9 protein-coding genes are annotated in these 14,911 nt (G+C 39.3%); 1 reads left to right on the forward strand and 8 read right to left on the reverse strand.

All coding sequences use genetic code 11. From position 1 onward, the window contains the following. Positions 1–40: 40 nt before the first annotated feature. Complete coding sequence (bglX, locus tag ACHCNF_RS02810; RefSeq protein ID WP_408071279.1) at positions 41–2,296, reverse strand: beta-glucosidase BglX; 2,256 nt, start codon at positions 2,294–2,296, stop codon at positions 41–43. A gap of 84 nt (positions 2,297–2,380) precedes the next feature. Beyond that, on the reverse strand, positions 2,381–4,792 hold the full coding sequence (locus tag ACHCNF_RS02815) for a glycoside hydrolase family 3 protein (protein ID WP_408071280.1): 2,412 nt from the start codon (positions 4,790–4,792) through the stop codon (positions 2,381–2,383). A gap of 121 nt (positions 4,793–4,913) precedes the next feature. Between ACHCNF_RS02815 and ACHCNF_RS02820 the strand changes: the two genes are divergently transcribed. Then, positions 4,914–6,728: a substrate-binding and GGDEF domain-containing protein gene (locus ACHCNF_RS02820; protein WP_408071281.1), complete on the forward strand. Its 1,815-nt coding sequence runs from the start codon at positions 4,914–4,916 to the stop codon at positions 6,726–6,728. Positions 6,729–6,743: 15 nt separating this feature from the next. On the opposite strand, the gene ACHCNF_RS02825 is transcribed toward ACHCNF_RS02820, so the two are convergent. From ACHCNF_RS02825 to ACHCNF_RS02850, 6 genes are all read right to left on the reverse strand, one after another. Next, positions 6,744–8,204, reverse strand: coding sequence for a response regulator transcription factor (locus tag ACHCNF_RS02825; RefSeq protein WP_408071282.1), 1,461 nt, complete (start codon positions 8,202–8,204; stop codon positions 6,744–6,746). Beyond that, positions 8,201–9,856: a sensor histidine kinase gene (locus ACHCNF_RS02830; RefSeq protein WP_408072182.1), complete on the reverse strand. Its 1,656-nt coding sequence runs from the start codon at positions 9,854–9,856 to the stop codon at positions 8,201–8,203. Before ACHCNF_RS02830 ends, ACHCNF_RS02825 begins: the two co-directional genes overlap by 4 nt. Before the next feature lie 26 nt (positions 9,857–9,882). Next, entirely contained in the window at positions 9,883–11,463 is a 1,581-nt protein-coding gene (locus ACHCNF_RS02835; protein ID WP_408071283.1) for an extracellular solute-binding protein, read from the reverse strand. Positions 11,464–11,613: 150 nt separating this feature from the next. After that, complete coding sequence (locus ACHCNF_RS02840; RefSeq protein WP_408071284.1) at positions 11,614–12,441, reverse strand: carbohydrate ABC transporter permease; 828 nt, start codon at positions 12,439–12,441, stop codon at positions 11,614–11,616. A gap of 1 nt (position 12,442) precedes the next feature. Continuing rightward, entirely contained in the window at positions 12,443–13,369 is a 927-nt protein-coding gene (locus tag ACHCNF_RS02845; protein WP_408071285.1) for a carbohydrate ABC transporter permease, read from the reverse strand. Positions 13,370–13,472: 103 nt separating this feature from the next. Next, on the reverse strand, positions 13,473–14,906 hold the full coding sequence (locus ACHCNF_RS02850; protein WP_408071286.1) for an extracellular solute-binding protein: 1,434 nt from the start codon (positions 14,904–14,906) through the stop codon (positions 13,473–13,475). Positions 14,907–14,911 lie beyond the last annotated feature (5 nt).

Here is a 14,911-nt window from a genome sequence, read left to right on the forward strand (position 1 = left end):
ACAATACTCCGTATAAATATAAAAATATGCATCAAATTAATCAGATATCCAGAATAAATTCCGCTTCATTATCTGTCGTAGAATCAAAGCCAATAAATACCTTAAACTCTCCGCATTCACTGTCAAATTTATTATCAAGTGTCCAGAATTCAAGCATTTCTTCGTTTATTTCAAAGCTTACTGTACCTGATTCTCCGGGCAAAAGTCTTATCTTTTTAAAGCCCTTTAATTCCTTTACAGGACGTACTCTCGTAGCGACCATATCTCTTAAGTACAGCTGAACTGTCTGTGTAGCAGCTGTCACTCCGGTATTGGTAACAGTCACACTTGCTGTTATTGTATTTCCGGAGGCTTTACTTATGGCATGTCCTGATAGTTCTACCTTTGAAATCTCAAATTTAGAATATGTAAGACCATATCCAAAAGGATATCTGGCTTCATTCGGGCAGTCAAGATATCTTGTTGTAAAGCTGCTCTGTCCTACAGTAGGCTTTGGTCTTCCTGTTGCGAATGCATTATAATAAACAGGTGCCTGACCAACAGTATAGGGTAAGCTCATTGGAAGCTTTCCGGACGGAGAAAATCTGCCTGTAAGAATATCCCAGATTCCATGACCTCCTTCCGTGCCGGGTCTCCAGCATATCAAAAGAGCATCAGAAAGCTCCGGAATATGCTCAAAGTCAAGCGGTCTTCCGGTAAAAATAAGAGTTATAAGCTTTTTTGCTCTTCTGCGCATCTCATAAAAAAGTTCCATCTGTATCTCGGGAAGTGTGATATTCGTTTTACTTGTGGATTCCCCTGACTGTCCTATACCTTCTCCAAGACACAAAACCACAGTATCTGCCCATTCCGAAACCTCAATTGCTTCGCATAGTAATGAAGCATTCTCATCATCAAAATTATCGTTAGTATAGGTTCCGATCACAGTAGTAGAATCATTATCAAGAATCGTACTACCCTTTGCTACTCTCACAACCTTATCCCTATTTGCTGATGCAGAAATTCCCTGATTCATGCCAATAAACAGATTTACATCATCGCTCTCACCGGCAGCCTCCATAAGTGTGACTGTTTTTTCAGGATCAAGAGAAAGAGCCCAGGAACTGTGAAGATTCTTCTCAGCTGCATAGGGACCTATTAGGGCAATCTTCTTTTCTTTAATGGGAAGTGTATCATCTCTGTTCTCAAGAAGAACCAGAGATTTTCTAACTGCATCCCTTGCCACTTCACGGCTCTCTTTGGAGAGTCTTATCTCTTCATATCTTTCCATTGATGCACCATGATAAGGATCCTCGAAAAGGCCAAGTTCATTTTTTAAATTAAGGATCCTGAAAACAGCCTCATCAAGAAGTTTTACATCTATATCTCCACTTTCTATCAAATCTTTTAGATTTGCTGCATAGCTTTCAGTACACATATCAATATCAACACCTGCCTCAATGGCAAGCCTTGCAGCATCCTTTAAATCCTTTGCAAAGCCCCAGGGAACCATCTCTCCTATTGCTCCCCAGTCAGAAATAAGAACTCCTTCAAAGCCCATCTCATCCCTAAGAACATCTCTCATAAGCCATTTGTTTCCTGATGAGGGAATACCGTTTAGGGTATTAAAAGATGACATCACAAGCTTTGCACCTGCTTCTATAGCCTTTTTATATCCCTTTAAATACTTATCCCTGAGAGTGTATTCTGAGAGCTCGACGCTATTATAATCTCTTCCTGCTTCAGAAGCACCATAGCCGGCAAAATGCTTAACACAGGATGCCAGATGTTCCTTATCGGATACAGAATCTCCCTGATATCCCTTTACCATGGCTGAAGCCATTTCTCCATTTAAATACGGATCCTCACCAGTTGATTCAACTACCCTTCCCCAGCGTGCATCACGCACAAGATCTACCATAGGCGAAAAGGTAACCTGAATTCCATCAGCCGCAGCTTCCTTTGCCTGTATAGCTGCACCTTTTCTTGACACCTCGGGCTCAAAAGTAGCACCCTGTCCCAAAGGGCACGGAAAAACCGTATCATGTCCATGGATAACGTCAAGCATGAAAAGAAGAGGAATATGATGAGGATGAGCCGCCATATATTCATCCTGTATGGCCTTCACCTTATCAGCTCCTCTTACTCCCAACAAGCTTCCTGCAAGTTTTTTATATTTTTCAAAAAGACTTAAATCAGACAAACCTGTAACAGCTGCACCGGATTCATAAACTGCACCGGGAAGCTGTACAAGCTGCATGATTTTTTCTTCTATTGACATATCATCTAATAGCAAACGCAGATCATCGATTTTCATCTTTATCTCCAATTAAAATATTTTTGCTTCATCTGTTATTTATATATTCTAATTGGAAATTTATCAAGATTAATCTATTTTTGATCAATCTAACTTCAAAATCATTTCAAGCACTCTCTTAGCACATTTTTTCAGGTCATCCCGATCTAGTGCACCCTTTTCCATGGCCTTTTTAACTCTCTCCGGATATCCGTTTGCCATTTTTACATCATTGCCTGCTAATATCTCCTTATACTGCTCAGCTCTGTTCCACCAGTCGCTGGTTACCATCCCCTTAAATCCCCATTCTTCTCTGAGAATATTAGTCAAAAGATCCCTACATTCAGAAGCTCTGTACCCGTTAATAGCATTATAGGAAGACATAATTGTCCAGGGATCAGCTTCCTTAACTATAATCTCAAATACCTTAAGATATATTTCTCGAAGAGCTCTCTCTGACAACCTTGAGTCACTGTGCTTTCTGTTAGTCTCCTTATTGTTGACTGCAAAGTGTTTTACACTGCAGGCCACATTATTGGACTGTATACCTTTTACCATCTCTGCGCCAAGCTTACCGGCAAGATACGGATCCTCCGAATAATATTCAAAGTTGCGGCCGCACATAGGATTTCTGTGAATATTTACGGCAGGTGTAAGCCAGATATGCATGTTATTTTCCTTAAGCTCTTCACCCCCTGCAACGCCGACAGCATAGATTATTTCCCTGTTCCATGTGGATGCAAGAAGTGTTGAGCAGGGCCATGCTGTAGTAGGGACCTCGCACTCTTCACTTATTCTGATGCCTGCAGGTCCGTCTGATGTCATGACATTCGGAATGCCATATTCAGGTTTATTCCCCACTCCCCATGTATTTGCGACACCTGTATTTGACTGTCCTCCAAGAAGATCAATAAGGTCATCATCTGTTAGCTGTTCCAGAAATTCATCAAGAGTAATCTTACCTTCAAAAACATCTATTAAAGGCTTTTTGCCCTCCTCATATGGTTTCATAAGAAGATATCTTCCTCTTGCCTTACTCTCAGGAACAATTGCTTCCTCGGAACCCGGAACCATTTTTTCAAATATGCAGTCATTTATGTCTCTGGCTGTACCTGTAGGAAGTTCTTCGTAGCTTCCATCTGCAAGAAGTCTTTTTGGAAGGCTTACAGGCGAAAGCTGTTCCGAAAGTCTCTTGTAAACAGCATCCTCGCCTACTGTATAAACATAATCAGTAAGAATCGCATCTCTTACATTTGCTCCAAGATAAAATCTGTAATCACCTTTTTCAAGCACGTATGCTGACTTTTCAATTTTCCCAAGATCATCATAGGATGCAAGCTGATATCTCGAAACATACAGGCTTATCACCTGAGCCTCTCCGGCCTTTAGAAGTCTTGTCTTTTCAAAAGAAACAAGTGACCTGGCTGCTTTTCCAAGTTTACCCTGAGGTGCTGACAGATACAGTGCTATTACTTCCCTGCCCTCTCTTTTTCCGATGTTTGTTACCTTTACTTTGAACTTAAATCCATCTCCGCTTTCTGAAGCGCTCAAAAGCTCTGTATCAAAATCCGTATATGATAATCCGTAGCCAAAGGGATAGACAACTTTTTCAGCAGCATCCTTTAAAGTCTCAAAATATCTGTATCCTACATAGATGTCCTCAGTATAGTTTACATAGTCCGGAGACTCATGAAAGCCTTCCGTAGAGGGATAGTCGGTAACATCCATTGCAAAAGTATCAGGAAGCTTTCCCGAAGGATTAACAACACCCATGATAATTTCTGCAGCCGCGGTTCCGCCCTCCATTCCACCCTGCCAGGCAAGAAGTGCTGCATTTATATTTGAATTGTTTTTAATCCATTTTGTATCCACCACTCCGCCCACATTAAGGACGACGATAGTTTTCTCAAAGGTTTTACTTACTTCATCAATCAGCTTTTCTTCATTATCTGTGAGGTAGAAATCCCCTTTAGGAAATATCTTGCCTGCTTTTTTTGGCATGCTCACTTCATTGCCCCAGGGGTTATATTCAGCTTCATATTCAACGTCCGAGCGATCCCAGCCCTCACCTGAAAATCTGCTTATACTTATCACCGCTGTATCGGTAAAGCTTCTTGCAGCCCTGATTAGTTCTGCATCTATCTCGGGCTCTATAGTCATTCCGGGAGCATCTCCATTTGCATATTTTGCCCTGATATCGTTTCTATAGAAGTCACACACAGGCTCGTACAAAGAGACGCCAAGACTCTTAAACCCGTCATATATATCATGAGTGTAGACGGTATAAACATCTCCGCTTCCTCCACCGCCTTTTACATAATCGAAAGTTCCCTTTCCGAAAAGAGCAAGCCTTTTGCCTTTTCCTACAGGGAGTGCATCATTATCATTTTTCAAAAGAACCATACCCTCTCTCGCTGCCTCTTTTGACAAACTGATATGGGCATCGCTCGCAGTAACTCTCTTATCCTTGTACAAGGGAAGATTAGGCTGAAATTTTGCTCTGGTCCATTTTTTCATGATATAATTTCCTTTCTTCAGATTCATATTTTCATCTAATACATAGTAACATTTCATGATAAAATTATAGTGTTTGATTTTTTTGTTTTAGTGCAATTATTTTAGGTCACCGGGGTTATATATGTTTAGTAAAAAAATAGCTTTATTCATTTCTCATATATATGGCGAATATCAGCGCAATGTCAGTCAGGGTATCATAGATAAGGCTCTTGAATACGGATATCAGACAGAAATCTACACAACCAATGACGGCGAAGAACTTGGTGGTCTTTCAAAAACCGAGGAATGTATATTCCGTCTTCCGGTATATTCCAATCTGAACGGAGTAGTCTTTGCTTCCGGAACATATTCTTCAATGGATTTCAGGGAAAAGATAACAAATACTTTAAAGGAAAGCGGAATCCCTGTTATAGAGATAAATGATACTGATCCTGTTTTTACAAATGTGTCCATGGATAACAGCACAATGATCGCAGCAATAATAGACCACTTCGTAAGCATGCACAATGCAAAGAGAATCTGTTATCTTGGCTGTAGTCCTGAAGCTGCTATTTCAGATCTTCGTCTTGACATTTATAAAAAGGCATTGATCAAAAATGACCTTGAATTTTCAGATAAAAATGTATATATATGCAACGAAACACGGGAGGATTATTTTGCTGCTCTTGAGTATTTTACGTCGGGCAATAGTATTCCCGATGCAATAATATGCTATAACGACAGGCTTGCCTCAAATCTGATAATCGCAGCAGAGGAAAAAGGTTACCGAATACCGGAAGATTTTGGAGTATCAGGCTGCGACAACTCAGCAGCAGGCCAGAACATGATTCCGGCCCTTACAACAATTTCTTCTCCCGTATATGAGCTTGGACAAATTGCTGTTGAAAATCTTCACAACCTTATAAAGGGACGTGAATTGTCAAACACAGCAGTTTTTGCGAAGGTCATATATGGAGGCACCTGTGGCTGCAGCTACAGATCCGATAAAAAAATTCACTTGTACTCCCATGCTCTGAATAATCAGATTGCTGATCTTGAGAAGTCCATAATCATGTCTTCAAAAATGGCTTCTGCATTTAGTACAGTTGATAATATTGAGGATGGTCTTGATTTTATAGCTGAATTTGCAGGTGAGATTGAAAACTGCACAGGTTTCTATCTTGCGCTTTCTTCCGAATGGAACAATCTGTCTGACAGGATACTTGCTCTTACCGATTCATCTGAATATCTCGATGCTAATAACATACATAATGCCTCAGACGACATGACCTTATATCTCGCAGTTCAGAATGGAAAAAGATTGCCCGGATGCACCTTTAAAAATAATGTGCTTCTTCCTGACTTTATCATGTCAGAAAGTGAAGATGCACGAATCGTATCCCCTGTTTATAACCATGATAACTCCTACGGTTATATTGTGATGACTTTTGATAACAACAGAATAAATTATCCTTTTAAGCTGATACAATGGCTTGTCAATGTTTCTTCTCTCCTAAATAATATCAGAAATAGGAAACGCATCAATGCTATGACCTCACACCTCGAAGATATTTATATGAGAGACGAGCTCACAGGTTTTTATAACAAGGCAGGTTATGAATATTATAAGAAAAAGCTCATAAGTAAAGCACCTTCCTTGGGTAAAGCTACTGAGCTTGCGATCACGATCAATAACCTCGACACTATAAATGAGACCTACGGCTACGATGAAGGTAACTTTGCCCTTCAGATCCTTGGTCAGGCCATCAGTCAGTCCACAGATGACAGCGTTGTTACAGGAAGAATAAGAGGAACTGAGTTTGCCATGATCATACAGGATTCCCAAGATGATATGCTTGTAGAAACAGTCATAAAAGGCATCCATTCATATCTTGATAACTATGCAAATCTCAGTTCAAAAGAATATAAAATAACCGCAAATATCCTCAAGCGATAACCTTTTCTTAATTTGTTATCTCATGTTTTTGCGATATTCACCCGGAGAAACCGCACACATGGATTTAAAAATTTTCATGAAATGCTTTTCGTTATCATATCCGACCATACGGCTTATCTCAACAATCTTGTAATCAGTATTTGCAAGGAGTTCCTTGGCTTTTTCGATTCGGATTTCCTTTAGATAATTAACAAAGTTGCTGCCGGTGTATTGCTTAAAAGAATATGAAAACAGCGAGTAGTTCATTGATACATAGTTGGAAACCACAGCCATATTAAGATCGCTTCTGTAGTTTTCTTTGATGTATTCCTGAGCACTTGCTATTTTCTGTCTGATATTGCTGTCGTCAGACCTGTTCCCAAGTCTTGTACTAAGATCCAATAGCCAGTCCATAAAGTTATTCCTATACTCCGATAAGCTCTCAAAGCTGTGAAGTGAACTGAGTTTTTCTATCATTACAGCATCATTATCAGTTATATGCTCTCTGTAAATGTCAGGTATCTGGGCAAGGCTTTTGTTTATTTCATCAGAAAACTCATTCATCTCAAGCTGCCCGTTTTCAAGTGCTTTAAAAAATTTTTTCCATATGTTTATGGCATCCTCGGTCTTATCTGTTCCGATTACCTGAAGTCTCTTGGTTCTCTCGGAATCAGACAAAAGCTCTCTCCCCTTCTCCTTGAGATTGTCATTTACACTTGCTTTTTCATCACTGCCGTAAATACAGGTTTTCCCCATTATAAAAGCAAGCTTTCTCATGGATGAAGCTTCCCGGTAGGCATCAGAGATCTCAGAAAGACCCTTGTGGATGCCCCCTACTCCCACGCACTTTTCGTACATCTCATTTTTTATAAAAGCATTTACATACTTTGCTTTTAGAATTATCACACTTCCATTTTCGTCTTCAGGTAATAATATTCCCTCATAGGATTCACTTATCGGCTCCTCATTGTATATGCATACCTGATATTCTTCCTCCGGGAAATATGGTTCATATTTACTGATAACCAGATCTCTCTGAGCCTCATCCATTGATTTATTTTCAATGAGCTCCTTTAAATAGCGAAGGCTCAGCTCTTTTTCCTTTGTATCCTCATGCTTTATCTGTTCCAGTTCATCGTTTAATTTTTTTAAAACCTCAGTGATTTTTTCTCTCTCAACAGGCTTTAAAAGATATTCCTTAACGCCGTTTCTAAGCATCTCTACTGCATAGGTAAAATCGTCGTATCCACTGATGGCAACAATCAGAGGTTTATCCTCCATTTCATTCACGCGCCTTACCAGCTCAATGCCATCCATCTTCTGCATCCTGATATCAGTAAACATTACATCTATATGTCTTTCAGACAATAGATTAAGGGCATCTACTCCGTTTGAACAGTCAAATATCATTTCTACAGGCACTCCACTCCTTTGAACCATAGCTTTTATGCCCTGTCTGATCATTTTTTCATCTTCTACTATCAGCAAAGTCTTCATTTTGAAATACTCTTTCTAAAATATGTTTTTCTTGGAAGTACGATTGAAACCTTAGTAAATTTGTCAGGCTCGGAATATATTCTAAGGCCGTATTCATCGCCAAAATACAGCTTTATTCTGTCCTCAACATTCTTAAGTCCTATTCCGTTTCCGTCCCCTCCGGTCTCCTCTACTTCACCCTTTATCTGTCGCATGAGATTGCTAAGGGTATCCTTATCCATTCCTTTTCCTGAATCAGTGATCTCTATCTTAAAATCATCATCCTCTTCCCAGGCCTTGATGTATACCGTTGTATCCTCTGCCACAGGCTCAATCCCGTGCAAAACAGCGTTCTCAACTATAGGCTGCAGCGACATCTTAAGTATCTCCTGATTCATCAGATTTTCAGGAATATTGAAGGATAAAATAACTTCAAAATCGTATCTTAGGTTAATCAAAAGTATATAGCTTTTAATATATTCAAGTTCATCACTTAGCCTCACCGTTCCCAAGGCGGACTTTATACTGTATCTCATAAGTTTTCCAAGGGAAGTTATGGCATCTGAGATTTCATACTTTTCTTCTATTTCAGCCATCATCTTAATTGCCTCAAGGACATTGTAGATGAAATGAGCATTTATCTGATTTTGCAAAAATCTTATCTCGGAATTTTTGGATAAAACTTCCTTTTTGAAATTGCGCACCATTCTATCTATCAGCACACAGGTTATGAGAAGAACAATCGTCATGATGAATACAAACATATTGCGTCTTCTATATACGGAAACAATGTTTTCTGTTATATCCTGCACTGAATACATAACTCCGTTCATAGCCTTTACGGCATACCTGCCAATTGTTATGTATCTTCCGGAATTCTTATAGTATATTACCTGACTTTCTTTATCTCCAATAGGCTCATTAAAGGCATTGATTATATCCTTCTCATCACATTCTTCATTTTGGCAGAATAAGATATTTCCATCATTATCAGTGAAAAAGCTCCACTCGCCATCTATGTTTTCATATACTCCCGGGAACATTGAATCCATAGTCATTGACGCCTCAATGTATCCAATGGTCTCGTTGTCATAATCCTCTACTTTAGTCACAAGAGAAGCAAGCGTGTTGTTCTGATCTGAAATAAGAGATGAGAAAATTGTGTCATTATATCCAAAATGCCATCCTTCCATCTCCTCATTGTTTGCCCAATCCAGCTTATGCATTCTGGAACTGCTGTACAATATGGGCATCATCTCCTGAACATTGTCCGTTACAGAAAATACCCTTACTGAATATAAAAGCGGATTGTTATTTACAAGTCTCTCCAGATCAGCTATTTCAGTATTATAAAATTCCAGAATATCTTTTATATCTATGTTTCTGTTTTTGCAGGCATCTGTCAGTAATGTCACCAGTCCTTCATCTGATAGAAAAAATCTTGTAGACATATTGATTGACTCAACATTTGTCTCTATTCGATCAAGGTCCCTGATGATCTTAGACTCCATATAATTATGGCTTTCTTTTATTGCATCATTCTCCAGATTGTAAAATAGAACACCTGAAAAAATAGCAATCGGTATAAACGTAAGAGCCAGAATTATCAAGGTGAATTTACTATTTATCCTAAATATATTTATAAATCTTATCAGATATTTTTTTATCTTCATTGGCAAATAACAACTTTTCCTTTGTTTTATTCAAGGCCGAGTTTTTCTTTGTTCTGCCTGATCTGTCTGGTTTCTTCTTTAGAGAGCTCATCATATCCAAGAGCAGCTCTTTTTTCAAGGTAGTCCTCAAAGATGCTGTCAAATTTCTCATCTGACTCAGAAAGCAGCAGCATCGGAAGTGTTTTCCCCCACAGGTTTCTGGTGGAAGCATAAATTCTTCCAAGCTTGGAATCTTCGTTGATATACACCTCATACTGTCCCACATAAGTGGCATAAGGACATGCCCACTCAAACATCTGCTTTAGAGGCTCATCAATCTCAGTTTGCCATTTAAGCTGCATAACATTGTTTTGAAGCATCCAGTATGTGTTATCTGCACCGTAAAGATCATTATAAGTTTTTCTGTCTGTGGACAAAATTTCCTTAACCTCAGGCTTAATTACAGGCTTATCTTCAACCATATCATAGGTCTTACCTTCAATTCCCAAAAACGTCAGCTTCTGTCCTTCTTCGCTCATTAAGAAATCAATAAATTTAATCGCTCTTTCGGGATTCTTACAGTTTTTGGAGATAAAAGTAAGTGTCCATCCGGCAATTCCGTTTACCGGTAAAACCGGATCATCGCCATTACTGTTTCTTGGACCATCCACAGCTATATAGATTTTATCAGGGTCCTTTTCATAAAGGATTTTCTGCTGATCTGCCATATCAGTTCTCTGATATATCATGCAAAAATATCTACCCTCCTCTATTTTTTCGCTGATCTGAGTTCTCTGATCCACAAAAACATCATTGGACAGATAACCTTCAGATGCCAGGCGTCTGAACATTTTTAGCCAGTTTATATATTCAGGGTCAGAATACCTGTCATATTTTTCTCCGTTTTTTTCATAAGGAACTGCAAGGAAGTCCTGCAGATACTGCCCAAACGACTCACACCCGTCCGAGTTAAATTCATGTGCCCCAATTGGTAAAAGAGGCTTGCCGTTTACCTCCGGAAACATTTCTTTTGCCTTCACAACCGCATTATAAAAATTATCGGGAGTACTCATGTCAGGACTTCCTATTGCTTCATAAATATCCTTTCTTACAAGAAAAGTCGGATTAGGAGCAATATTATCATTGTTTTCCACGTCCTCCGGAACGTAACTAGAGTTCGGATAACCATATATATTACCATTGCTTAAGGTATACCAGTTTCTGACCTCTTCTCTTGTCACATCATAAAAGGAAGGATCATATAAATCTGCAAGCTCATTCAGGGAATAAACCAATCCCTTATCTATCATCTCCTGTATCTGAGGCTCCCACCATCCTATAGTTACTATGTCAGGAAGCGTATCCGAATCAATAAGAGTATTTAGTTTATTTGTCTCATTTCCCATAGGAGTTATGAAATTTACCTCAACCCCTGTTTTTTCAGTAATCTCTTTAGAGACCAGGTTTTCACCCCAGCCTGTAACAAACCAGGAGTAGTTTACATACCAGTCCATTGTAATTGCAGCATTGCTATTATCAGTAACAGGCTCAGTTTTTGAACACCCTGCCAGAGTAATAACAGATGTAATAAAAAAAACGGTAAATATCAGTACCAGTCTATGCCTCATTATCTGCGAAATATCCCTTCCGTAAGTGAAACTGTTATCTGTAAATATATATGTTAATCATACCATAATATGCAAAACAACCCGGAACCCCTAAATACATAAGAGTTTCCGGATTGTTAATAACCGGTGCTTTTAGTTCAAGAAGTCATATCATTCCTTAACTGCTCCTGCAGATATACTACTGATAATATATCTTGAAAAGAAACAGAAAACCAGAAGAATAGGAATAACTGAAATACTTACTGCCAAATATGTTGCACCCTGATTTCTTGCTGCATCTATGGACGCCCTGAGAGTTGCCATCATAACAGGAAGTGTAAACTTATCATTTTTATTAAGGATTATCATTGGCAACAGGTAACTGTTCCAGTTTCCTATAAATCCCATAATACCCATGGTAGCCATTGCAGGTGAGATAATCGGAAGTGCTATTCTATGGAAAGTATAAAGCTCAGGAGCTCCATCAATTCTTGCTGCTTCTACAAGTGAAGGCGGAAGCGCTGAAAGAATATACTGTCTTAAAAAGAATACCGTTCCGGGAGCTGCAATTGCAGGTAAAATAAGAGGAACATAGGAGTTAACCAAATGGAGCTTAGTACATAACTGATAAAAACCTATAAGTGAAAGCTGTCCGGGTATCATCATAAATGTAAGGATGGCTCCGAATATTACCTTGTTTCCTTTAAACTTATACATCGCAAGGCCGTATGCTGTAAGAGCTGAAAAGTATGCGCCAAGCAGGGTTGCAGGCACAGCTACTATCACACTGTTTAACATACCCTTGAAAAGATTAAAATATCCGAATAAAATATCCCAGTTCTCCATTAAGTGTGAACCCGGTATAAAAGTAAACGAACTGGATATTTCAGCACCGCTTCTTGTAGAATTTACGATCATCAAAACGAAAGGAAGAAGACATGCTGCAGCAAGTATTATAAGTAATACATATAGAATGCCTTTTTTAATTTTTGCACCCATCTCATTTCTCCTTTCTGTTAAATACTTTTATCTGTAAAATTGATACTGACAATATGATAAGGAATAATACATAAGCAATAGCAGATGCATAACCTGTTTGTACAGTACCAGATGTGAATCCGAATTTATATAAGTACATCATTACTGTCTGAACAGAACCATATGATGCTGAAGATGTTTCTGACATAAGGAATGGCAGATCGAACATCTGCAGTCCACCTATAAGTGAAGTAATTGCAACATACATCATAATAGGCTTTATAAGAGGAAGTGTGATTTTACCAAATATTGTCCATCTTCCCGCACCATCAATAGCTGCGGCTTCAAAATAATCTTTTGAAATACCCTGAACACCGGCCATGAGCATGATAAATGAATTGCCAAACCACATCCAGGACTGAATTACAGCAATGGTGTTACCTGCTGTAGCATTAGAACCAAGCCAGTCTATTGGTGAATAATGTGCTCCAAATAATTTAAATACATAATTAAGAAGAATATTAAAAGTACCGTATCTCCAGTCAAGAAGTGTCTTGAACAGGAATGCTACTGATGTAGCTGCTATAAGGTTAGGCAGGTAGTATAAAACTCTGAATACGGGCAGCCCTGCCATCTTGTATTTAATGTCACTGAATACCATCATTAACAGGAATGCTAATCCCAACTGAAGAACAATATTAACAGTCCATATGCGAACTGTATTCCATAAAGCTTTCCAGAAAAATTTATCCGTAACTACTCGTATATAGTTGTCGAGACCGATAAAATGAGGATCTCCCATTACCTTAAGATCAGTAAAGCTAAGGTAGAGAGTCCGCAGTACAGGATACACACTGAAAATGAGGAAAACTATTACAAAAGGGGCTACGAAAGCATATCCCCAGTTGTTATATGCAGTTAATTTACTGTTTTTTTTGTAAGTCTTCATAGTAACCTCGATTTCGTATTTCAAATTTTTTAAGAGAGAGAAAAAGCCTTTCGGCTATTTCTCTCTAAGAAAAGGAATGAAAAAGATAGTATTTTATCTTTTATTATCTTGTAACTGAAATTTCAGGATATGTAGACTCAATTGTGTCATAGAAAGTTGCAAGAGCTTCGTCTTTGCCTGCCTGACCGGTCTTGATTGAGCCGATAGCTGCTCCCCATGCGTCGCCAATTACCTTGTCATACTTTGTTACCTTTGAGTAGTCAATACCTTCAGCCTGCTTAAGCCAGAAGCTGTAAAGCTTTTCGCCGCCGTAAACTGCGTTCTCATCATCCTTGTGCTTATCAAGAGCAGAAATAAGTGATACTGTATCACCCTCTGATTTCTCAATCCACCAGTCAGCTGTATCTTCATTAAGTGTGCAGAACTTTACGAAATCCCATGCAAGATCTTTTTTCTCGGAAAGTGAAGAGATACCGATATATGTACCACCACCGAAACCATAAGCAGGTCCTGCGCATACGCCCCACTTACCCGATGTCTCGCCAACGTTATCTCTCATTGTAAGTACGCCCCATGAAGGAAGACCAAATGCAAATACTGTTGTCTTTTCAAGATCTGCTGTAGCTTCTTTGAAAGCTTCCTCATCCCATACGTTTACTGAATCATCCTCGTAGTTCTGGATCTCAGCTGTAAGGATCGGTACTTCGCCGCTCATAGCCTGATACCAGGGTGTTGACCACTGGTTAGCATAAGCTGTAAGGTCATTCTGATAGAGATCAATAACAAGATCCATATAATCAAATCTTGCATCTGATACATTAAGTGCGCCATCAATTACCCATGCGCTGTCACCTGAGAAATAGCTCATCTCTGAATCAGAAGCAAAGATTCTGTAGCCTGCATCCTTAAGAGTCTGAGCTGTTTTAAGGATTGTACCGTAATCTGCAAAAAGCTTGCCGATTTCTTCAGGATCATCTGTGCCAAATACTTCAGATGCAATGTCTCTTCTGTAATAGATTCCTGCAGGTGTGATCTGATATGAAATAGCTCTCTGAACGCCATCAGCATCCTGGCCAACCTTCCAAACATAATCTACTATCTGTCCTTCGTAATCCTTTGCTCCAAGCTCGTCAAGATTTGCGAAAAAGCCGTTATCATAAAAGTCCTGAAGCATCTGAGGCTCACCTACGATAATGTCAGGCTCTGTCTCGCCACCCATAAGAGCTGTCTGAACCTTTGTAGGATAATCTGCCGGCTCAATTACAACTGTCTCAACTTCATTGCCTGTGTCCTGTGTGTACTTTTCAGCAAACTGCTGTAAGTCAGAAGCAAGTGTCCATACTACAAGCTTTTCACCATTCGAAGCTACTGCCTCGCTGCCCTCAGAATCACTAGCTGATGCTCCATCCACTGTAGCTGCGCTTGCATTAGTATCGGTGCTACTCTCTGTTGAAGCCGCGCCTGAACCGCCACAACCAATCATTGATGCTGCCATCGCACCTGCTAGTGCAAGGCTCATTAACTTTTTCATTTTCATAAAGA

Source organism: Butyrivibrio sp. NATIVEDY162 (genome assembly GCF_045999815.1).
In the GTDB taxonomy this organism is placed as follows: Bacteria; Bacillota; Clostridia; order Lachnospirales; family Lachnospiraceae; genus Butyrivibrio.

Excerpts from the sequence above, each read along its gene's own strand:
- ACHCNF_RS02825 (WP_408071282.1), bottom strand. The coding sequence starts at position 8,204 with ATGAAGACTTTGCTGATAGTAGAAGATGAAAAAATGATCAGACAGGGC.
- ACHCNF_RS02850 (WP_408071286.1), bottom strand. The coding sequence starts at position 14,906 with ATGAAAATGAAAAAGTTAATGAGCCTTGCACTAGCAGGTGCGATGGCA.
- ACHCNF_RS02840 (WP_408071284.1), bottom strand. The coding sequence starts at position 12,441 with ATGGGTGCAAAAATTAAAAAAGGCATTCTATATGTATTACTTATAATA.
- bglX (WP_408071279.1), bottom strand. The coding sequence starts at position 2,296 with ATGAAAATCGATGATCTGCGTTTGCTATTAGATGATATGTCAATAGAA.
- ACHCNF_RS02835 (WP_408071283.1), bottom strand. The coding sequence starts at position 11,463 with ATGAGGCATAGACTGGTACTGATATTTACCGTTTTTTTTATTACATCT.
- ACHCNF_RS02830 (WP_408072182.1), bottom strand. The coding sequence starts at position 9,856 with ATGAAGATAAAAAAATATCTGATAAGATTTATAAATATATTTAGGATA.
- ACHCNF_RS02845 (WP_408071285.1), bottom strand. The coding sequence starts at position 13,369 with ATGAAGACTTACAAAAAAAACAGTAAATTAACTGCATATAACAACTGG.
- ACHCNF_RS02820 (WP_408071281.1), top strand. The coding sequence starts at position 4,914 with ATGTTTAGTAAAAAAATAGCTTTATTCATTTCTCATATATATGGCGAA.
- ACHCNF_RS02815 (WP_408071280.1), bottom strand. The coding sequence starts at position 4,792 with ATGAAAAAATGGACCAGAGCAAAATTTCAGCCTAATCTTCCCTTGTAC.